General features: G+C 72.0%; 17 protein-coding genes. 11 read left to right on the top strand and 6 right to left on the bottom strand.

The annotated features are described in order from the left end of the window. Positions 1 to 12: 12 nt before the first annotated feature. From G5C60_RS25185 to G5C60_RS25165, 5 genes are all read right to left on the bottom strand, one after another. Positions 13 to 1,083, bottom strand: a complete 1,071-nt coding sequence (locus G5C60_RS25185; protein WP_165263129.1) for a CHAD domain-containing protein — start codon at positions 1,081 to 1,083, stop codon at positions 13 to 15. Further along, on the bottom strand, positions 1,064 to 3,289 hold the full coding sequence (locus G5C60_RS25180; protein WP_165263127.1) for an RNA degradosome polyphosphate kinase: 2,226 nt from the start codon (positions 3,287 to 3,289) through the stop codon (positions 1,064 to 1,066). The genes G5C60_RS25185 and G5C60_RS25180 overlap by 20 nt, the downstream gene beginning before the upstream one ends. A 299-nt stretch (positions 3,290 to 3,588) precedes the next feature. Then, positions 3,589 to 4,569, bottom strand: a complete 981-nt coding sequence (locus tag G5C60_RS25175; RefSeq protein ID WP_165263125.1) for a hypothetical protein — start codon at positions 4,567 to 4,569, stop codon at positions 3,589 to 3,591. Then, positions 4,566 to 5,483: an ABC transporter ATP-binding protein gene (locus G5C60_RS25170; protein ID WP_165263123.1), complete on the bottom strand. Its 918-nt coding sequence runs from the start codon at positions 5,481 to 5,483 to the stop codon at positions 4,566 to 4,568. The genes G5C60_RS25175 and G5C60_RS25170 overlap by 4 nt, the downstream gene beginning before the upstream one ends. Beyond that, entirely contained in the window at positions 5,480 to 5,884 is a 405-nt protein-coding gene (locus tag G5C60_RS25165; RefSeq protein WP_165263121.1) for a GntR family transcriptional regulator, read from the bottom strand. Before G5C60_RS25165 ends, G5C60_RS25170 begins: the two co-directional genes overlap by 4 nt. Before the next feature lie 122 nt (positions 5,885 to 6,006). Between G5C60_RS25165 and G5C60_RS25160 the strand changes: the two genes are divergently transcribed. From G5C60_RS25160 to G5C60_RS25120, 9 genes are all read left to right on the top strand, one after another. Then, positions 6,007 to 6,558: a sigma-70 family RNA polymerase sigma factor gene (locus G5C60_RS25160; RefSeq protein ID WP_165263119.1), complete on the top strand. Its 552-nt coding sequence runs from the start codon at positions 6,007 to 6,009 to the stop codon at positions 6,556 to 6,558. Beyond that, a complete protein-coding gene (locus G5C60_RS25155) occupies positions 6,555 to 7,448 on the top strand; it encodes a zf-HC2 domain-containing protein (protein ID WP_241267049.1) in 894 nt (297 codons plus the stop codon). The genes G5C60_RS25160 and G5C60_RS25155 overlap by 4 nt, the downstream gene beginning before the upstream one ends. After that, a complete protein-coding gene (locus G5C60_RS25150; RefSeq protein ID WP_165263117.1) occupies positions 7,448 to 7,618 on the top strand; it encodes a hypothetical protein in 171 nt (56 codons plus the stop codon). Before G5C60_RS25155 ends, G5C60_RS25150 begins: the two co-directional genes overlap by 1 nt. Before the next feature lie 70 nt (positions 7,619 to 7,688). After that, on the top strand, positions 7,689 to 8,612 hold the full coding sequence (locus G5C60_RS25145; protein WP_241267048.1) for an ABC transporter ATP-binding protein: 924 nt from the start codon (positions 7,689 to 7,691) through the stop codon (positions 8,610 to 8,612). Further along, positions 8,609 to 10,153, top strand: a complete 1,545-nt coding sequence (locus tag G5C60_RS25140) for an ABC transporter permease (protein ID WP_165263115.1) — start codon at positions 8,609 to 8,611, stop codon at positions 10,151 to 10,153. Before G5C60_RS25145 ends, G5C60_RS25140 begins: the two co-directional genes overlap by 4 nt. 26 nt (positions 10,154 to 10,179) lie before the next feature. After that, a complete protein-coding gene (locus G5C60_RS25135; protein ID WP_165263113.1) occupies positions 10,180 to 10,869 on the top strand; it encodes an ABC transporter in 690 nt (229 codons plus the stop codon). A 114-nt stretch (positions 10,870 to 10,983) separates the two neighbouring features. Next, positions 10,984 to 11,559 (top strand): PadR family transcriptional regulator, encoded by a 576-nt coding sequence (locus G5C60_RS25130; protein WP_165263111.1) that lies wholly within the window; start codon positions 10,984 to 10,986, stop codon positions 11,557 to 11,559. Beyond that, positions 11,556 to 12,284, top strand: a complete 729-nt coding sequence (locus tag G5C60_RS25125; protein ID WP_165263109.1) for an ABC transporter ATP-binding protein — start codon at positions 11,556 to 11,558, stop codon at positions 12,282 to 12,284. Before G5C60_RS25130 ends, G5C60_RS25125 begins: the two co-directional genes overlap by 4 nt. Then, on the top strand, positions 12,281 to 14,728 hold the full coding sequence (locus G5C60_RS25120; RefSeq protein ID WP_165263107.1) for an FtsX-like permease family protein: 2,448 nt from the start codon (positions 12,281 to 12,283) through the stop codon (positions 14,726 to 14,728). The genes G5C60_RS25125 and G5C60_RS25120 overlap by 4 nt, the downstream gene beginning before the upstream one ends. Before the next feature lie 70 nt (positions 14,729 to 14,798). Here G5C60_RS25120 and mshD read toward each other — a convergent pair whose 3' ends face one another. Further along, on the bottom strand, positions 14,799 to 15,725 hold the full coding sequence (mshD, locus tag G5C60_RS25115) for a mycothiol synthase (protein ID WP_165263105.1): 927 nt from the start codon (positions 15,723 to 15,725) through the stop codon (positions 14,799 to 14,801). 270 nt (positions 15,726 to 15,995) lie between these two features. Between mshD and G5C60_RS25110 the strand changes: the two genes are divergently transcribed. Both G5C60_RS25110 and G5C60_RS25105 read left to right on the top strand, forming a co-directional pair. After that, positions 15,996 to 17,810: a bifunctional metallophosphatase/5'-nucleotidase gene (locus G5C60_RS25110; RefSeq protein WP_165263103.1), complete on the top strand. Its 1,815-nt coding sequence runs from the start codon at positions 15,996 to 15,998 to the stop codon at positions 17,808 to 17,810. Positions 17,811 to 17,882: 72 nt separating this feature from the next. Then, the gene (locus G5C60_RS25105) at positions 17,883 to 19,139 is read left to right on the top strand and encodes an LmeA family phospholipid-binding protein (protein ID WP_165263101.1); all 1,257 of its coding nucleotides are present in this window, start codon (positions 17,883 to 17,885) and stop codon (positions 19,137 to 19,139) included. Positions 19,140 to 19,291: the final 152 nt, after the last annotated feature.

Genomic DNA, 19,291 nt, shown 5'->3' with positions numbered 1-19,291 from the left:
GGCCTCCATCAGTCACGGCGTGCCGACTGTCTCCCTCGACCAGGCCCGCTGGAACGCGAACCGGGCCGCTTCCACTTCGTGTCGCTGGTCCGCGTGGAGCACCCCGAGCGCGTACGCCGTCGCCGGGGCGATCCGCGGGGTACGGGCCGCCGAGGCCGCCGCCGACGCCGCCTCCGCCGCGTCGCGGTGCCGGTCCAGGGCCTGACCCGCGCTCAGCATGCATACGTCGACGGGGGCGTCGGCGCCGTACAGGACCTCCCGGGCGTAGCGGTGCAGGCGCAGCAGGAGGCGGACCTGGTGCCAGGGGGCGTCCTGGGGCTGCGGGGCCGTGTCCGCGGAGAGGCCGTGGACGAGGGCCTCCGCGTTGTACGGGTGGCCCGCGCTGACCAGGGGCAGTCCGGAGATGGCGTCGGTGAGGCGGTCCTCCGCGGCGGCCGCCAGCGGTTTGAGGTCGGCGGTCGTGGCGGCCTGGGTCAGCGGGACCTCGCTGGCCAGGACGGCGACGCTGTCCGCGACCGCGTGGAAGCGGGAGGAGCCCAGTGCCTGGAGCGCCGCCGAGTGCGACCGGGTGCGGGCGAGGGTGAGCTGGCGTTCCAGGAGGGCGCCTGCTTTGGCGGCGCCTACGGTGAGGTTGCTCTTTTCCGGCGTGGGTCCTTTGGGCGGGCCGGAGGCCCCGGTTGCCGCCGTGCCCACAGCCGCGGACCCCTGTGCGGGAAACGCCGACGAGCCCGACAGCCGGTGCAGTGCCCCCATCAGCCGTTCCAGGCGTGCCGCGTACGCGTGTTCCCGGGCCAACGTGCCCGACAGCCAGGCCAGTTCGGGGCGCATGCCCTCCGACCAGTCCGTGTCGAGGAGGGGCCGGAACGTGTGGAGTGTGCCGCTGATGCGGCGGGCCGAGCGGCGCAGCGCGCGGGCCGCGTCGACGGTGTCCTCCGTGCCGTTCGACGTCGCGCCGCCGGTCTCGCGGTGCTGCCGCAGCGCGCGGAGGAACTCCGTGGCCTGGGTCTGGAGGTAGGCCGCCAGGGAGTCGCCGGCCACGGGCCCGGCTTTGGGGTCCGCAGGGTCAAGGTGTTGCTGTGCCACGCCGGCGCCTCCGGGCGTCTATGAGCGTCTCCTGGACGTTGCGCAGCGGCTGGCCGTCGCCGTCGGTCGCGTGGCGGGTCCACTCGCCGTCGGAGCCGAGGTGCCAGGAGGAGGTCGTGTCGGACATGCCGGTCTCGAGGAGCCGGTTGAGGGTCGCCCGGTGCGCCGGGTCCTTGACCCGGACCAGGGCCTCTATCCGGCGGTCGAGGTTGCGGTGCATCATGTCGGCGCTGCCGAACCACACCTCGGGCTCGCCGCCGTTGCCGAAGGCGAAGACACGGGAGTGTTCGAGGAAGCGGCCGAGAACGGAACGTACCCGTATGTTCTCCGACAGACCCGGCACGCCCGGGCGTACCGCGCAGATGCCGCGCACCCACACGTCCACCGGCACGCCCGCCTGGGAGGCGCGGTAGAGGGCGTCGATGATCGCCTCGTCCACCATCGAGTTGACCTTGATGCGGACGTGCGCGGGACGTCCGGCGCGGTGGTGCTGCGCCTCCTTGTTGATCCGTGCGATCAGTCCGTCGCGCAGGGACTTGGGGGCGACCAGGAGGCGGCGGTACGTCTCGCGGCGGGAGTAGCCGGAGAGCCGGTTGAAGAGGTCGGAGAGGTCCGCGCCGACCTGGGGATCGGCCGTCAGCAGGCCGAGGTCCTCGTACAGGCGGGCCGTCTTCGGGTGGTAGTTGCCCGTGCCCACATGGGAGTACCGGGCGAGCGTCTCGCCTTCCTGGCGGACCACGAGGGACAGCTTGCAGTGCGTCTTGAGGCCGACGAGGCCGTACACGACGTGGCAGCCCGCCTCCTCCAGCTTGCGGGCCCACTTGATGTTGGCCTGCTCGTCGAAGCGCGCCTTGATCTCGACGAGGACGAGAACCTGCTTGCCGGACTCGGCGGCGTCGATGAGAGCGTCGACTATCGGCGAGTCGCCCGACGTCCGGTACAGGGTCTGCTTGATGGCGAGGACGTCCGGGTCCATCGCCGCCTGCTCCAGGAAGGCCTGCACGGAGGTGGAGAAGGAGTCGTACGGGTGGTGCAGCAGGACATCGTGCTCCCGCAGGGCGGCGAAGATGTCGGGCGCCGACGCCGACTCGACCTCGGCGAGGTCGCGGTGGGTGCCCGCGACGAACTTCGGGAACTTCAGCTCGGGCCGGTCGAGGCGGCTGATGCCGAAGAGGCCGGTGAGGTCCAGGGGGCCCGGCAGCGGGTACACCTCGGCCTCGGAGACCTTCAGCTCGCGCCTGAGGAGGTTGAGGACGTACGGGTCGATGGACTCCTCGACCTCCAGGCGCACCGGCGGTCCGAAGCGGCGCCGCATGAGCTCCTTCTCCAGGGCCTGGAGCAGGTTCTCGGCGTCGTCCTCCTCGACCTCCAGGTCCTCGTTGCGGGTGACCCGGAACATGTGGTGCTCCAGGACCTCCATGCCCGGGAAGAGCTCCTCCAGGTGGGCCGGGGCCGAGATCACGTCCTCCAGCGGGACGTAGCGGCCGGGGGAGGCCTCCAGGAAGCGGGACAGCAGCGGCGGGACCTTGACGCGGGCGAAGTGGCGGTGGCCGGAGATCGGGTTGCGGACCACGACCGCGAGGTTCAGGGACAGGCCCGAGATGTACGGGAAGGGGTGCGCCGGGTCGACCGCGAGAGGCGTCAGGACCGGGAAGATCTGGTGCCGGAAGAGCGTGAAGAGGCGGGCCTGCTCCTTCTCCGTCAGCTCGTTCCAGCGGACCAGGTGGATGCCCTCCTCCGCGAGCGCCGGAGCCACGTCCTCCTGGTAGCAGGCGGCGTGCCGGGCCATGAGCTCGCGGGAGCGGGCCCAGATCATCTCCAGCACTTGCTGCGGCTGCAGACCGGAGGCCGAGCGGGTCGCGACGCCGGTCGCGATACGGCGCTTCAGGCCGGCCACGCGGACCATGAAGAACTCGTCCAGGTTGCTGGCGAAGATCGCGAGGAAGTTCGCCCGCTCCAGGAGGGGTGTGCTCGGGTCCTCGGCGAGTTCCAGGACGCGCTCGTTGAACGCGAGCCAGCTGCGCTCCCGGTCCAGGAAACGGTTCTGTGGGAGCTGGACGCCGTCGGTCTCCTCGTACGCGTCGAGGTCGGCGTCGATGTCCGGCTCCAGGTCGGACACCACGGCCGCCACGGTGTGCGGGCGGTGCGCGGCGATGGAGCCGACGGACGGCTGAGCGTGCTGGACCTGGATGTCGTGCTGGGTCATGAACCCATTGTTCCGCGCCGGAACGGAAACCGGCGCGTCAGAAGGAGCGGGCGGCAGCGCGGCGACGAACTGGAGGCTCCTGTTCTCCTGCACGGGCGAGGGCTCGTTCTCCGGTGGAGGCGAAGGCTCGGGTACGGAGGGGTTCATTCGCCGAGCGTCGCAAGCCCGTCTGAATCGATGGTTACGGCGACATGACGTGCGGGATGCCGGGGGGCGGCTCCCGGGCGTCTACACGCCCGGGAGCCGGGTACGCCCTACCCCCCGCAAGGGGCGTACCCGGCCAGGAGTGGCGGGTGGGATCAGGCGGCCCGGCGGCGGAGGAGCCAGAAGGCGGCGGCGGTGGCGAGGGCGGCGACGGCCAGCGCGATGCCGGCGTCGACGAACTGGAGCGGCCAGAAGTGGGACTTGGGGTGGTAGGTGGAGTAGTACCCGGCGAAGTCGGCGTCCGGAACGCAGTCGGAGCCGGGCGACATCGACTCGCCGCAGGGCTGGCTGTTGGTCCTGGCGCCGGAGGTGAGCCGTGCCCCGTCCTCCACCTGGAAGGCGGAGCGCGGCAGCTCGTAGGGTTTGCCCGTCCTGGTCACGGTGGGCCACAGGTCTTCGCGGTAGCGCTGCAGGACGTTGTAGAGGCCCAGCGTGGCGGCGAAGCCGAAGCCTGCGGCGGGCAGGGCCCGGCGGGTGAGCAGTCCGGCGAGCGCGCCGAGGGCCAGGCCCGCCAGAGCGTAGGTGACGGCTGTCGGGCCGGTGGAGACGAAGACGTCCGGGGTGTACCAGTCGCCGACCAGGTTGGGATTGTTGTCCTGCCGGGCCCAGACGTTCAGCAGCACCGCCGCGGTGGTGCCGGCGGTCAGCAGCAGCGCCGGTACGGCGAGCTTGGCGGCGAGCCAGCGCACGGGCGTGACGGACTGCGTCCAGGCCAGCCGTGCGGTGCCGTTCTCCAGCTCGCGTCCGATCAGCGCGCCGCCCGCCCAGGCGGCGACCGGGAACATCAGGTACGACACGGCGGTGCTGACGAGGCCGATGACATTGCTGTAGGTCTCGCTGAAGTTCCAGTCGGCGGTCCTCGCGGCCACATCCAGGCAGGACGGCAGCCCCGTGTCCGGCGGCATCGAGCAGCCGTCCGCCCCGAAGCGGGCCTCGTCCCCGATGGCGTACATCCAGACCAGGGCCACCGCGACGGCGAACAGCCCGGCGCCCCAGGTGATCAGCGCCGTCCGGTGAAGGCGCAGCACGGTCCACGGGAGGCCCTTGACAGCGCCTTTGACGGTCAGGGTGCTCATACGGCCGCCTCCTGACGGTCGGTGCCCGCGGCGGTGGCGGTGGCGGCCGGGGTCAGCAGCGCCGGTGCCTCGGGGCTGCGCAGGTGGGCGAGGATCAGTTCCTCCAGGGTGGGCTGGTCGCGCTGCCAGGCCGGATCGGTCGGGCCCTCGGGGCGTACCAGCGCGGTGTGGCCGCGTCCGGTGGCGCGTCGTTCGATCACCGTGTGCGGGGCGAAGTCGGCGGCCGTGCCCGTGAGCAGGGCGTGCGCGGAGAGCAGGTCGTCGCTCTCGCCGCCGAGGCGTACGCGGCCGTCCTGGAGCAGCAGCAGGTAGTCGCAGGAGCCCTCCAGCTCGGCGACGACGTGGGACGACATCACGATGGTGGTGCCGTTCTCCAGGGCCTCCGCCATCAGGGCGCCGGTGAGCTGGTGCCGGGCGAGCGGGTCGAGGTCGGCCATCGGCTCGTCCAGGAGCAGCAGTTCGGGCCGCTTGCCGAGGGCGAGGGCGAGGGCGACGCGGGTGCGCTGGCCGCCGGAGAGCGAGCGGACCCTGGCCTTCGGCTCCAGGCCGCCGGTGCCGTACGCGATCCGCTCGGCGGCCTCCTGGTTCCAGCGTCCGCCGCTGTTGAACTCGGCGCCGAGCCGGAGTGTGGCGGCGATGGTGAGCTGCGGGTGCAGGGGCTTGTCCTGGGCGACGTAGGCGACGCGGGAGCGGGCGGCGGCGGGCGTACCGCCCAGGACCGTGACCGTGCCCGCAGTGGGCCGGAGCAGTCCCGTGGCGATGTCGAGGAGGGTGGACTTGCCGGCGCCGTTCGGGCCGACGAGTGCGCAGATCCGGCCCTGCGGGAGCCGGAAGGAGCAGTCCGCGAGGACGTTCCCCTTTTTGCGCCCGTACCGCATGCCGAGCCCGGCCGCCTCGATGGCGGTGTCGGTCATTCTTGGTCCCCCTTGGAGTGTTCGTCGAGCTCGAACTGGTCGTCGAGTACGGAGGTGAAGAGCGCGGCCACGTCCTCCCGGCCGAGGCCCGCCGCGCGGGCACGAGATGCCCACTCGGTCAGCTCGGCCCGGAGGGGGGAGTCGGCCCCAGTGGTGCTCAGCGAGCGCTGCACGAAGGTGCCGAGGCCGCGTCTGGCCTCGACCAGCCCTTCGCGCTCCAGCTCGCGGTAGGCCTTCAGGACGGTGTTCGGATTGATCGCGGTGGCTTCCACGACCTCGCGGGCCGTGGGGAGCTTGTCGCCCGGTTCGAGCAGGCCCAGACGGAGTGCGTGCTTGGTCTGCTGGACGATCTGCACGTAGGTGGCGACGCCGCTGCGCCGGTCGATGCGGTATTCGACCACTGGGCAACCACCCTTTCACTAATTGAGTAGTGAAAGGGTGGTGTAAAACTGCCTGAGAAGTCAAGCGCCGAATAAAGCCCGATCCCGTGAACCGATCGGCAGGGCTCGTCCGATGAAGGGGCGTGAGGGAAACGAGAAGCGACGGGGAGCTGCTGCGGGCCATCGCGGCGGACGGGGACCGGCGTGCCTTCGAAGAGCTGTACCGGCGGTACGCGCCCTGGCTGACCGCGCGGCTGCGCGGCCGCTGCGCCGACGCCGGGATCGTGGACGACGTCGTACAGGAGACGTTTCTCGCGGTGTGGCGGGGCAGCGCCCGCTACCGCGAGGAGGGCCCCGCCGGAGATGCCGCGGGCTGGCTGTGGCGGATCGGCTCGCGCCGGCTCATCGACGCCCTGCGCGGCGACGGGGCGCGTGGCCGGCTGCGGCAGACGCTCGCGCGGCTGCGGCACCGGGACGAGGCCTCGGCGGAGGAACGCGTGCTCGCGGGAGTCGAGCACGGGGACCTCGCCGGGGCTCTGACCCGGCTCTCGCCCGAGCTCCGCGCGGTCCTCCAGGCGACGGTCATCGACGGGCTCACCACCCGGGAAGCGGCCGTCCTGCTCGGCATTCCGCCCGGCACGGTCAAGACACGGGCCCTCAGGGCCCGGAAGCAGTTGCGGGAGGCGCTGGCATGAGCGGCACGGACATGAGCGGCACGGATACGACCTGGCATGTGCCGGAGGACGACCTCCGGGCGTACGCGCGGGGCGAGCTGACCGCGCCCCGGCTCTGGTCCGCCGACACGCACCTCGCCGCATGCGCGCGGTGCCGGGCGGCGCTGGCCGACGTCGTCGATCCGGTGGCCCTTGACGCGGGGTGGGAGCGGCTAGATGCCGAGCTGGACGCGCCGCGGCCGGGCCTGGTGGAGTCGCTGCTGACGCGGATCGGTGTCGCCGACCACACGGCCCGGCTGCTGACGGCCACGCCCGTGCTGCGCCGCTCCTGGCTGCTGGCGATCGCCGCGGTGCTCCTGATGACGGTCGGAGCGGCCTACTCGGCACAGTCCGGCTCCTCGCCGACGCTGTTCCTGGCGCTCGCGCCGCTGCTCCCGCTCGCGGGGGTCGCCCTGTCGTACGGGCCCTCGCTCGACCCGACGTACGAGATGGCCGTCGTCTCGCCGCTGCACGGATTCCGGCTGCTGATGATCCGTACGGTCGCCGTGCTGAGCGTCGGGCTCCTCCTCAACGGGCTCGCGACCCTCGCCCTGCCCGCGTACGGGCTGCGCGCGCTGACCTGGCTGCTGCCCGCGCTCGCCCTCACCGCGACGGGGCTCGCGCTGACGGCCCGCCTCGGCCCCGTCCTCGCGCCCGCCCTGGTCGGCGGGACCTGGATCACGCTGCTGCTGGTGACGCACGCGACGACCGCGCCCGACGCGACGCTCGCGCCGTTCACGGCGGCCGGGCAGGGCGTCGCCGCCGCGGTCGCCGTCCTCGCCGCCGGGCTGCTCTATCTCGTACGAGACCGATTCGACTCCTCGTCCGCGCATGTGCCGTTCGGGGGCTTCACAGACGGAGGTATTGCGTGATGTCCACTGCTGCTTCGAACTCTTCTTCCCGCAGGTGGGTCGTGCTGCTCAAAGCCGGGGCGCTCGGGGCCGCCTCGATCGTCGTCTGGCTGCTCCATCTCGTCGCCCTCTTCGTCAAGGGATCCAGCAGGAGCCGGGGATCCTCCGGCAGCGACGGGAGCGACGGGTGAGGGAGTACGTCCTCTTCGCGCTCTTCTCCTTCGTTCCGATCGTCTTCGTCCTCTTCCACGGGAGTCCCGCATGACCGCCCCACGTACGGCCCCCACGGTCTCCGCCGCCGGGCTGACCCTCCGCTACGGAGGTACCGCCGCCCTCGACGACGTCTCCCTGCGGCTGACGGAGGGCGTGACCGGACTGCTGGGCCCCAACGGGGCCGGAAAGACGACCCTGTTGCGGGTGCTGGCCACCGCCGTGCCGCCCGACCGGGGCGCCTTCACGGTGCTCGGGCACGACCCGGGGACGACGGCCGGGCGGCTGGACGTCCGGCGTGCGCTCGGGTATCTGCCGCAGACGCCGGGTTTCCACCCGGATTTCTCGGCCTTCGAGTTCGTCGACTACGTGGCGATTCTCAAGGAGCTGTGGGACCGCGGTGCCCGGCACCGGGAGGTACGGCGCGTGCTGGAGGCCGTCGACCTGTCCGACGTACGGAACAAGCGCATCAAGAAGCTCTCCGGCGGCATGCGCCAGCGGGTCGCGCTGGCCGCCGCGCTCGTCGGCGACCCCGGCTTCCTGGTCCTCGACGAACCGACCGTCGGTCTCGACCCCGAACAGCGCATGCGGTTCCGGGAGTTGATCGCGCAGGCGGGGGAGGGGCGGACGGTGCTCCTGTCCACCCACCAGACCGAGGACGTCGCGATGCTCTGCCACCGCGTGATCGTGATGGCCCGGGGCCGCGTCCGCTTCGACGGCACCCCGGCCGAGCTGACCGCTCGGGCGGCGGGCCGGGTGTGGAGCAGCACGGAACGTGACCCCGCCGCGCGGGCCGGCTGGCGTACCGGCACGGGCTCCTTCCGCAACGTCGGTGACCCGCCCCAGGGCGCCGAACTCGTCGAACCCACCCTGGAGGACGGCTACTTGCTCACCCTCGACGGCGAGAGCGGTGCGAGTGGCGAGGGCGGCGAGGGCACGGACGGTGCGGCGGGCGCGGAGGTGGCGGCGGCATGAGCACCGTACTCGAGACACCCACCCGGGCCGTCGAGCCGGCGCACCCGCCACGCCCCTGGGCGGCCGTGTTCGCCCTCGCCCGGTTCGAGGCGCGCGAGCTGCGCCTGAACACCTCCTTCGTCGGCGTCGCGATCCTGTACGTCGGCTGGATCGTGTGGCAGTCCACATCGGGCGGGGACGACTACCCGGTGCTGCAGAACGTCGACCGGGCCACGCAGTCCCTCCCGATGCTGGTGGGCGTCGCGGTCCTGCTGTGCGTCAACCGTGCCGTCCTGCGCTCCCACCGGCGTGACACGGACCGCCACTTCGACGTGCTGGTCGTCGAGCCGTGGCGACGCACGCTCGCCCATCTGCTGTCCCTGATCCCGGCGGTCCTGTTCACCGCGGTGTGTGTCGTCGCCCAGTTCACCTGGGCGGCGCTCAAGCCCGGCGCGGTGGGGCACGGTTCGCCCGCCGAACTGGCCGTGGGGCCGCTGACGGTCCTGCTGTTCGGCGTGTCCGGCGTACTGCTCGCCCGCCTGGTCCGCTCCTCCTTCGCCGCAGCGGTCATCATGGTCCTCCTGCTCTTCACCCAGGTCGTCGTGCCGACGGCGTCCGGGGGCGGCTGGGCGACCTGGCTGGCCCCGGTCGTCACCCAGACCGACGCCACTCCGTTCCCCTCCGACCTGCTGGGCCGCCCCGCCTTCTGGCACGTCGTGTATCTCGTCGGGCTCGGCCTGTCCGCGGCCGTCCTCGCGGTGCTGGTCAGCGGCAGGCGTACGGCTGTCGTCGGGACGGTTCTCGGCGGGGCGCTCGCCCTGACGCTGCTGGGTGCGGTCGCCCAGTCCGGGGGCACTCCGTCCGCGACGACCGCGGCCCGCGAACGGGCGTCGGTCAGCCCGGAGAAGGTCCAGACGTGCGTCAGGCACGACAGGTCGACGTACTGCGCCTTCCCCGAGTGGACGGGCCGCACCGCCGACTGGGCCGCGGTGGCCGACCGCGTCCAGAACCTCGCGGGCGGTGCCGCCGGGGGTGAGCGGCTGACCGTACGGCAGCGCATCGAGGCCCGCTACGGGCCGGAGACCGACTCCACGCTCCCCCCGTCCGCCACACGCGGACAGGTCACCGTGGGCACGGACTGGGGCGGCAACCGGGTCCCCGAGTTCGCGGTCGGCGTCGCGTCCGTGCTGGTGGCGGGCGACGAGAAGGCCGGCAGTGTCCTGTGCGACGCCCGCATGGTGACGGTCATGTGGCTGGCGCTGGGCGCGGATCCCGACCCGATGACCGCGTTCCGCAACGTCCGCCTCGGCGACAGCGTCTCCGGCTCCGCCACTGTGCTGGCGCCCACGGAACCCCTGTCCATGAGTGCCGAACAGACCAGGATCGTACGGGAATTGCTCCAGAAGCCCCGCTACGGCGTCATCGCCAAGGTGAAGGCCCACTGGACGGAACTCACGTCCCCGAAGACGTCGACGGCACGGGTGGCGGAGCTGCTGGATGTGCCGGCCGCGGACAAGGGAGCGGCCGGGGCGGAAGCGGACGGTGGCTCGTGCGAGGAGTAGGAGTACGAGGAGCAGGAGTACGAGGAGTGGGAGCAGCCGCGGGCGGGCGGGCCCTCCTTCCCCCCGTCGCCCTCGTTCCGCCGGTGTGGCGCACGCTCCCGTGGGGCGCGCTCACGGCCGGTGGCGCCCTGGGGCTCCTGTTGGCCGGCACTCCGCGGATGCTGTCCGGCGAACCCGACCCGTTGCTCTCCCTCCACCTGCTGCGGGGTGCCGCGCTCGCCTTCGCTCTCGGTCTGGCGTTCCTGCTGGACGACCCGGCCCGGCACACCACGTCGGTCGTGCCGACCCGGCGCCCGGTGCGCGCCGGACTGCGGGTGGTCCTCGTGGCCCCGTTCGCCGCGCTGTGCTGGACGGCCGCGCTGCTCCTCGTACCGCAGGAGGCGCGGCCCCCGGTCGGCGCCGTCACCCTGGAGGCGACCGCCACCGCCGTGTTCGCGCTCGCCGCGGCGACCATGGCCGTGCGGTGCACCGACGCGACGCGGCAGGGAGCCGCGGTGTCGGCCGGACTGCTGCTCACCGCCCTCGTCGCGGCCCTGCTGCTGCCCGACGAGTGGGCGCTCTTCGTGACCCCGGACGACCCGCGCTGGAACAGCGCCCACGAACGGTGGGCGGGGCTCCTGGCCGTCGCGGCCCTGGTGGGGGCGGGGGCCTGCACGGAACCCGTACGGGCGCGGAGGCTGCGCGGGCTGACGCCCGCGAGGACCCGGTCCGGTTAGTCCCCCGTTAGTCCCCGGGCACTGGTAGTCCCCGGGCACTGGCCATCCATCCCCCCGCGCCGTACTGTCTACTGAGTAGTCTACTCAGTAGACAGTCCTCTTTTTGGAGGTTCCATGAGCGTGCGGCACGCCCTGTTGGCCCTGCTCAGTGAAGGCCCCAAGTACGGGCTTCAGCTGCGGCAGGAGTTCGAGGACCGGACCGGGGACGTCTGGCCCCTCAACACCGGCCAGGTGTACACGACCATGCAGCGGCTCGAGCGGGACGGGCTGGCGGAGTCCGACCCCGCCGACACCTCCGAAGGGCCGCAGAAGAAGTACCAGATCACCCCGCCGGGCAGCCAGGAGCTCGACACCTGGCTGCGTACACCCCCTGGGGCCGACGCGCCGCCGCGGGACGAGCTTGTGATCAAGGTGCTGGTCGCGCTGCGGCTGCCCGGCGTGGACGTGCCGGAGATCCTCCAGGCCCATCGGCGGCACACCGTCGCGCAGATGCGCCAGTACACCCGGCTCAAGGAAGACGCCCCGCAGGACTTGTCGCTGCTGCTGGTCGCCGACGCCCAGCTCTTCCGGCTCGAGTCCGTCGTCCGGTGGCTCGACGCCGCGGAGGGGCGCCTCAAGCACCACAGCCTCGACGAACTGCGCCTCGCCGACGAGACCCTTCGGCCTCCGCCCCGGGAGGCCCTCCGATGAGCGCCGTGCTCGACATCCGTAAGGTCTCCAAGACCTACGGCACGGGGACCGCCGCCGTGCAGGCGCTCGACAACGTCGATCTGAGCGTGGCCCCCGGCGAACTCGTCGCCGTCATGGGCCCCAGCGGCTCCGGCAAGTCAACCCTGCTCACCATCGCCGGCAGCCTCGAGGAGCCCACCAGCGGAGAGGTCGTCATCGAGGGGACGGCGCTGTCCGACCTCAGTTCCAACGACCGGGCCCGGCTGCGTCGCCGCCATCTCGGTTATGTCTTCCAGGACTTCAACCTGCTCGCCGGGCTCACCGCCGTCGAGAACATCACCATGCCGTTGGAACTCGACGGCATGAAGGCCAGGCAAGCCCGCCACGAAGGCATGCGCGCCCTCGCGGAGCTGGGGCTCACCGACCGGGCCGGCAGCTTTCCCGACGAGCTCTCCGGCGGCATGCGGCAGCGCGTCGCCATCGCCCGCGCCCTGGTCGGCGACCGGCGGCTGCTGCTCGCCGACGAGCCCACCGGCGCCCTCGACTCCGACACCGGCGAGAGCGTCATGCGCCTCATCCGGTCCGCGTGCCGCGACGGCGCCGCTGCGGTGCTGGTCACCCATGACTCCCAACTCGCGGCCTGGGCAGACCGGGTGGTGTTCGTACGGGACGGCGTCGTCATCGATACGAGTACGCCGACCGAAGGTCCTGAGAGTCTGCTGACCGGCGGGGAGCCGGGCCGGTGAGCGCCGCGACCCTCGCACCCGCCCCGAACCGTCCGCCGGGCGGCGGGCTGCCCGCCCGTCTTGCGGTGGTGCGCTGGGCCTGGCGGCTGCTGCGTCGCGAGTGGCGACAGCAGATCCTGCTGGTGTCCCTCGTGGGCTTCGCCGTCGCAGCAGCCGTCTGCGGCCTCGCCGCCGCGAACGCCTATCCGGAGTCCGCAGCCGGCACCTTCGGCTCGGCGCAGCAGCGCGTACGTCTGGAGGACACGAGCCGGCTGCAGGGCCAGATCGCCGCCGCTCGCGGCAAGCTCGAGCCGATCGAGGTCATCGGCCACCGGGAGGTCACCATCCCCGGTTCCGTACGGCCCCTCGATCTCCGCGCCCAGGACCCGCACGGCCGCTACGGGACGCCGATGCTGCGTCTGATCGGCGGGCGGTACCCGAGCGACGGCACGGAGATCGCCCTCACCAGGTCCGCTGCCGAGCTCTTCCATACCCGGCCGGGGGCGGACGTCACGCTCGATGGACAGCGACTCGAAGTCGTCGGCCTGGTGGAGAACCCGCAGAAGCTGGGCGAGATCTTCGCGCTGGCCGCCGCCGCGGAGGATCGGGTCGCGGGCCGCGCGGCGACGACAGCTGTGGTGCTGGCAGACGTCCCGGCCGACGTCTTCGCCGACTACCGGAAGTCCGACAACAGCCCCAAGTTCGTCCAGGAACACCGGACCTTCAACGGGGCACCTGTCGCCGCGGTGTTCGCGCTGGCGACAGTTGTACTGCTGCTCGTGTCGCTGGTCGCCGCCGCCGGGTTCGCGGTCCTGGCGCAGCGCCGGCTGCGGCAGCTGGGGATCCTCGCCTCGATCGGTGCCACCGCCCGGCACGTGCGGCTCGTGCTGCTCGCGCACGGTGCGCTGACCGGGGTGTGTGCCGTGGCTGTCGGCTCCCTCGTCGGGGTGGCGGCCTGGCTACCGCTTGCCCCGCACATGGAGCAGGCCGTCGGCCACCGCATTGACCGGCTTGCCCTGCCCTGGACGCTCGTTGTCCTGCTGGCTCTCATCGCCGTCCTCGCGCCGACGGCCGCCGCCTGGTGGCCTGCCCGGGCGCTTGCCCGGATCCCCGCGGCCCAGGCACTGTCCGCGCGTACGCCCCGGCCGGTGCGCGCCCGGCAGTCGGTGTGGGCGGCGGCCGCGCTGCTGGCCGCGGGCCTCGGCTCGCTGGCCGCGGCGCACCAGAGCAACGCGCTGCTGATCTGCCTGGGCATCATCGCGGTGGTGGGGGGGCTGCTGCTGCTCAGCCCGTTGCTGGTCCGGCTGCTGGCCGCGACGGCCGTCCGGCTGCCCTTCACCCCCCGGCTGGCGCTGCGCGGTCTCGGCCGCTACCAGGCCCGTTCGGGTGCCGCGCTCGCCGCGATCACCCTGGCCATCGGCATCCCGGTCGCGGTGTCCGTACTGGCCGCCGCCAGCCAGGTGTCGGCCGAGCGGGGCAATCTGGCCGGCAGCCAGCTGCTCGTCCGCATCGGCTCGGACGAGCCCGTCGTCCCACGCCTCAGCACCGCCGAGTTGGGGCGTGTGCAGCGCGCCATCGACCAGTACACCGCTGCCCTGGGCGGCTCGGCGACCCCGCTCGTCATGGCCTACGACCCGAAGTCGCCGCAGACAGGGGCCGGTGACTCGGAGGCGGCAGCGGGGCAGCCCACCGTGGAAGTCGGGCGTCAGTCCGGGCCGCACACCTGGAACAGTTCGGCGGCCTACGTCGCGACGCCCGAGGCGGCGCGGCGGTTCGGCTTCGAGCTCACGCCGGCGGACGCCGACACAACCCTGTTCACCCCGGCGGCCGGACGGCTGGATCTCCTCAACACCGTGCGGCGCGATCTCGTGGCCCGCACCGAGCACTACCGGGGCTCGGCCTATACCTCCGTACCCGACGCGTTCCTCACCCCTGCGGCGCTGGGGCGCTACGGGTGGAGCACGATCACCGCCGGCTGGTTCGTCCAGGCACCTCACGACCTCACCAAGACGCAGCTCACCGCCGCCCGTGAACTGGCGATCGAGAACGGCCTCGTCAACGAGGTACGCGACCAGCAGGACGGGCTCGCCACGCTGCGCTGGGCGTCCGTGGCCGGAGGCGCCCTGCTGGCGCTCGGGGTGCTGGCCATGACCGTCGGCACCATCCGCGGCGAAGCCGCCGACGAGCTGCGCACCCTCACCGCAACCGGTGCGACGACCACCATCCGTCGCGGGCTGACCGCCGCCACCGCCGGGTTCCTGGCCCTGGCCGGCGTTCTGCTCGGGACGGCCGGGGCGTACGCCATCCTGCTCGCCGCCTTCGCAGATGATCTCAGTCGGCTCGGCCACGTCCCCTATGTGCCGCTCGCGCTCACGCTGATCGGCCTTCCCATCGCCGCCGCGGCCACAGCGTGGTCGGTGTCGGGCCGCGAACCAGGGTCGATGACGCGCCGGCGGCTGGAGTGACTCACCGCCGTGGGCAGGCGGTCAGATTCCGTGCGGTCGGTCCGGTCAGGACTGCGTGCGGTCGGTTCGGTCAGGACTCCGTGCGGTACATCAGGTCCGTTTCGTACGTCACGAAGCCCAGCCGCTCATACACCGTCACCGCCGCCGTGTTGTCCGCGTCGACGTACAGCATCGCCGTCGGCACGGCCTGGGCCGCCAGGTGGCGCAGGCCGATCGTGGTGAGTGCCTTGCCGAGGCCGCCGCCCTGGGCGCCGGGGCGTACGCCCAGGACGTACACCTCGCCGAGGCCCTCCTCCGCGTGCACCTTCGTCCAGTGGAAGCCGATCAGTTCGTCGTCGCGGAAGGCGAGGAAGAAGCCGGCCGGGTCGAACCACGGCTGGGCCTTGCGGTCGTCGAGGTCGCGTTGGGTGAGGGCGCCCTGTTCGGGGTGGTGGGCGAAGGCCTCGGCGTTCACGGCGAGCCAGGCCGCGTCGTCCTCGCCGGGCACGAAGGTGCGGACGCTGACGCCCTCGGGGAGCGCCGGCGCGGGCGGGGCGAAGTCGGTCAACGGCCGCCGCATCTGGCGCAGTTCGCGGAACAGGGTGAGCCCGAGGACCTGCGCGAGATGCCGCGCGGCGGAGTGGCCGCCGTGTGCCCAGACCCGCAGCCGCTTGCCGGACTCCGCGAGCAGCGCGCTGCCGAGTGCCCGACCGTGGCCGTGCCCGCGATGGCCCGGATGTACGACCAGTTCGGCGGCCGGTGCCTCGACGGGATCGGTGTCCTCCAGCTGCGCGTATCCGACGAGCTGCCCCTGGACCGTCAGCAGCAGATGCCGTACGCCCACTCGCGGGCCCCCGCGCAACTGCAGCCGCCCCTGCTCGGACACCGCCTGCCGACCGTCGGCGCGGGCTGCCTCCGCGAGGAGCGCGAGCACGGAGTCGGTCTGCTCGGGGCGCAGCTCGGAGACGATGTCGAGGGTGCGGGTGGGGAGGGGTGGGGCGGTGTCGTCGCGCGTCATGATTACGAGAGTAAGGGCTGTCCCGTTCATGGCGAAGAGCTCCGCTGGGCGTGCGGTCCGAAGCTGCGGGTGCGTCGTGGCTGGTCGCGTAGTTCCCCGCGCCCCCTTCGGGGCCCTCAGGAACCGTGGCGTAGCAAGCCGCCCCCTTCATGGCGAATTGCCCCCAACGGCAACCAGTCCGTAACCCTGAACCTCTGTTCGCGCTACGCGCGTTGACTCTAGGCTGCGGCGCGACGGGGCCCAGATCTCAGCCGACCCACAGGGGGGCACATGTCAGTCACACCCCAGCCGTACCGCCGCAGACGCCGGACCCAGCGCCTCCTCGCGGCCGCCGCCGGTCTCGCCACCGTCGGCGCGCTGGCCGCCGCGCTGCCGGCGGCGGCGGGCGAGACGAAGAGCGGGACGACGTCCGGTTACCAGAAGCCGAGCCGCTATCAGGACGTGCAGCTGCTGTCCTTCAACGACCTGCACGGCAACCTGGAGCCGCCGTCCGGTTCCTCCGGCCGCGTCACCGAGGTGCACGAGGACGGGACGACGGAGACGATCAACGCGGGCGGTGTCGAGTACCTTGCGACGCATCTGCGGCAGGCCCGTACGGGCAACAAGTACTCCATCACCGCGGCCGGCGGCGACATGGTCGGCGCCTCCCCGCTGATCTCCGGGCTCTTCCACGACGAGCCCACCATCGAGGCGCTGAACAAGCTGGACCTCGACGTGACGAGCGTCGGCAACCACGAGTTCGACGAGGGCGCCAAGGAACTGGCCCGTCTTCAGAACGGCGGCTGCCACCCCACCGACGGCTGCTACAACGACGGCGAGACCTTCGAGGGCGCCAACTTCCCCTACCTCGCCGCGAACGTCCTCGACGAGAAGTCCAACAAGCCGATCCTCAAGCCCTACTGGGTGTGGAAGCAGAACGGCGTCAAGGTCGGCTTCATCGGCGTGACCCTGGAGGACACCCCGGGCATCGTCTCCGCCGAGGGCGTCAAGGGCCTGAAGTTCAAGGACGAGGTCGAGACGATCAACAAGTACGCCAAGCTGCTGGAGAAGCAGGGCGTCAAGTCGGTCGTCGCGCTGATCCACGAGGGCGGCTTCCCGGCCTCCACGGCGTACAACTACGACTGCGACTCCCCGGGCGCGGGCGACGGCATCTCCGGTCCGATCGTGGACATCGCCAAGAACATCACGCCGAAGGTCGACGCCCTGGTCACCGGCCACACGCACACCGCGTACGCCTGCACGATCAACGACCCGTCGGGCAAGCCGCGCACGGTCACCTCGGCCGCGTCCTTCGGCCGCCTCTACACCGACACGACGCTGACGTACGACCGCTGGACCGGCGACATCGCGCGTACGGCCGTCGACTCCGCGAACCACGTGGTCACCCGGGATGTCCCCAAGGCCGCCGACATGACCGAGCTGATCAGCAAGTGGAACACCCTCGCGGCTCCGATCGGCAACAAGCCCATCGGCTACATCTCGGCCGACGTCCCCGCCACCGGCTCCGAGTCGCCGCTCGGTGACCTGATCGCGGACGCGCAGCTCGCGTACGGCAAGGAGCTCGACCCCGAGACCGATCTCGCGCTGATGAACCCGGGCGGCATCCGTACGGGTCTGACGTACGCGGCGAAGGGCAGCGAGGGCGACGGGGTCGTCACGTACGCCGAGGGCTTCGCGGTGCAGCCGTTCGCCAACACGGTGAATCTGCAGGACTTCACGGGCGCCCAGCTCATCAAGGTGCTCCAGGAGCAGGTCAGCGGCACCAACGCGGCCTCGCCGAAGGTCCTCCAGGTGTCGTCGGGTCTGACGTACACCCTGGACCTGACGAAGACGGGCGCGGACCGTGTCGTGGCCGGCTCGGTCGAGCTGAACGGCACCGCCATCGACCCGGCCGCCACCTACCGCGTCGCGATGAACAGCTTCCTCGCGGGCGGCGGCGACGGCTTCACCACGCTGGGGCAGGGTACGAACGACCTCGTCGGCGGCGATGACCTGGCAGCCTTCGAGAAGTACCTGACGGCCAACTCCTCGGCCACGGACCCGATTGCGCCGCCGGCGGCGGACCGGATCACGGTCGTGCAGTGACGACCGTGAGGAATCTCCCTTACTAGCAGTACAGCTTGCGGGTGGGGTCGGTACGCATGGTGAGATGAGCCGATGCGTACCCCCCACCCCACAGAGACGCATCCCGCAGCGACGCCTCCCTATACGAACCCGTACGACGAGCTCGGCGCCCTGGACGACGGGCCGCTGGAGGAGTTCCTGCACGAGGAGAACCACGAGGAGAACAAGGAGTACGACGAGCACGACGAGTACGCGGATTCCGACGAGGCCGGCGGGGAGTGGGCTCCGCCCAACCACCGCCGGGGCGCCCGCACCCGGCGCCGCCGAAACCGCTTCGCGGGCCTGCCACTTGCCTTGAAGGCCGTGATCGGGATCGTCGTCCTCGCCGCGTTCCTGACCCTGGCCGACCGCTGGGCCCTCCTCTACGCCGAGCACGCGGCGGCCGACAAGCTCAAGGACCAGCTGGATCTGAGCGCCGCGCCCGAGGTCGAGATCGGCGGCTTCCCCTTCCTCACCCAGCTCGCCGACAGCCGCGTCGACACCGTGAAGGTGACCGTGCCGGACGTGGCGGCGGACCGGGTCTCCCTGGCGAAGGTGTCGGCGACGGCCACGGGCGTACGGATCGAGGGCGGCCCCACGTCCGTACGCGGCGCGAGCATTCCCCGGTTACAGGGCGAGGTGCTGCTCTCCTTCGCGGACCTGAACCGTGAACTCGGCGCCTCCCAGGTCACGTTCACCGGTCATGGCAGCGACGAGGTGCGGGCGCGCGGCACGCTGCCCGTCGCCGGGCACGATCTGAAGCTGCGCGCCGACGCGCGGATCCAGCGTGACGGGGACCGCGGGATCTCGACGGAGATCGGCGGAATGCGCCTGGACATCGGCGACCTGGCCACCTACCGTCCCGGCAGCCGCGCTTCGGAGGGGCTGCACCTGACCCCCGAGTCCGCCGAGCGTCTGGCCAAGGAGACCAAGAAGGCGAAGGCACTGCTGTCCGTCCCCGCGATCGTCCAGCGCCTCGGCGTACCGGACGCGGCGGTCCAGGAGGCGCTCAACGACGACACCAAGCTCGCCGAACTCACCGGTTCCGCGGACTTCGCCCGCCAGGCCATGGACCTCAACCTCATCGACGTGGCGGTGGACAACCCCGAGCTCCTGAAGCGCCTCGGCTTCGACCCGGCCCTCCTCGACGGCCTCACCCAACTCACCCGCCCGGTCCTCGTCGACCGCCTCTCCCTCGGCTTCCGCCTCCCGAAGCCGGCGGACGGGGACGTACGACTGCAGGACGTACGCGTACAGAAGGACGGGATCAGGGTGCGGGTGACGGGGGAGGGGTTGTCGATCGGAGGCTGAGGGGGACTTGCCGAAGCCCGGTGGCTACGCGCCCCGAGGGGGCCGCAGGCCCCTTAGGGGCGCGGGGAACTGCGCGACCAGCCACGACGAACCCGCAGCTTCAAACCGCATCTCCACCACAGCGGCGTGCCTCCGCCCGGCCCGGGCGGAGG

The sequence above is a fragment of the Streptomyces scabichelini genome (assembly GCF_011045015.1).
In the GTDB taxonomy this organism is placed as follows: Bacteria; Actinomycetota; Actinomycetes; order Streptomycetales; family Streptomycetaceae; genus Streptomyces; species Streptomyces scabichelini.
Note: the sequence above shows the minus strand (reverse complement) of the source record. Positions and strands in the feature narration are given on the sequence as shown.

What these genes read in the sequence shown, in the direction of transcription:
- G5C60_RS25150 (WP_165263117.1), top strand. Translation starts at nt 7,448, where the DNA reads ATGTCCACTGCTGCTTCGAACTCTTCTTCCCGCAGGTGGGTCGTGCTG.
- G5C60_RS25110 (WP_165263103.1), top strand. Translation starts at nt 15,996, where the DNA reads ATGTCAGTCACACCCCAGCCGTACCGCCGCAGACGCCGGACCCAGCGC.
- G5C60_RS25130 (WP_165263111.1), top strand. Translation starts at nt 10,984, where the DNA reads ATGAGCGTGCGGCACGCCCTGTTGGCCCTGCTCAGTGAAGGCCCCAAG.
- G5C60_RS25175 (WP_165263125.1), bottom strand. Translation starts at nt 4,569, where the DNA reads ATGAGCACCCTGACCGTCAAAGGCGCTGTCAAGGGCCTCCCGTGGACC.
- G5C60_RS25125 (WP_165263109.1), top strand. Translation starts at nt 11,556, where the DNA reads ATGAGCGCCGTGCTCGACATCCGTAAGGTCTCCAAGACCTACGGCACG.
- G5C60_RS25145 (WP_241267048.1), top strand. Translation starts at nt 7,689, where the DNA reads ATGACCGCCCCACGTACGGCCCCCACGGTCTCCGCCGCCGGGCTGACC.
- G5C60_RS25155 (WP_241267049.1), top strand. Translation starts at nt 6,555, where the DNA reads ATGAGCGGCACGGACATGAGCGGCACGGATACGACCTGGCATGTGCCG.
- G5C60_RS25170 (WP_165263123.1), bottom strand. Translation starts at nt 5,483, where the DNA reads ATGACCGACACCGCCATCGAGGCGGCCGGGCTCGGCATGCGGTACGGG.
- G5C60_RS25180 (WP_165263127.1), bottom strand. Translation starts at nt 3,289, where the DNA reads ATGACCCAGCACGACATCCAGGTCCAGCACGCTCAGCCGTCCGTCGGC.
- G5C60_RS25105 (WP_165263101.1), top strand. Translation starts at nt 17,883, where the DNA reads ATGCGTACCCCCCACCCCACAGAGACGCATCCCGCAGCGACGCCTCCC.
- G5C60_RS25140 (WP_165263115.1), top strand. Translation starts at nt 8,609, where the DNA reads ATGAGCACCGTACTCGAGACACCCACCCGGGCCGTCGAGCCGGCGCAC.
- mshD (WP_165263105.1), bottom strand. Translation starts at nt 15,725, where the DNA reads ATGACGCGCGACGACACCGCCCCACCCCTCCCCACCCGCACCCTCGAC.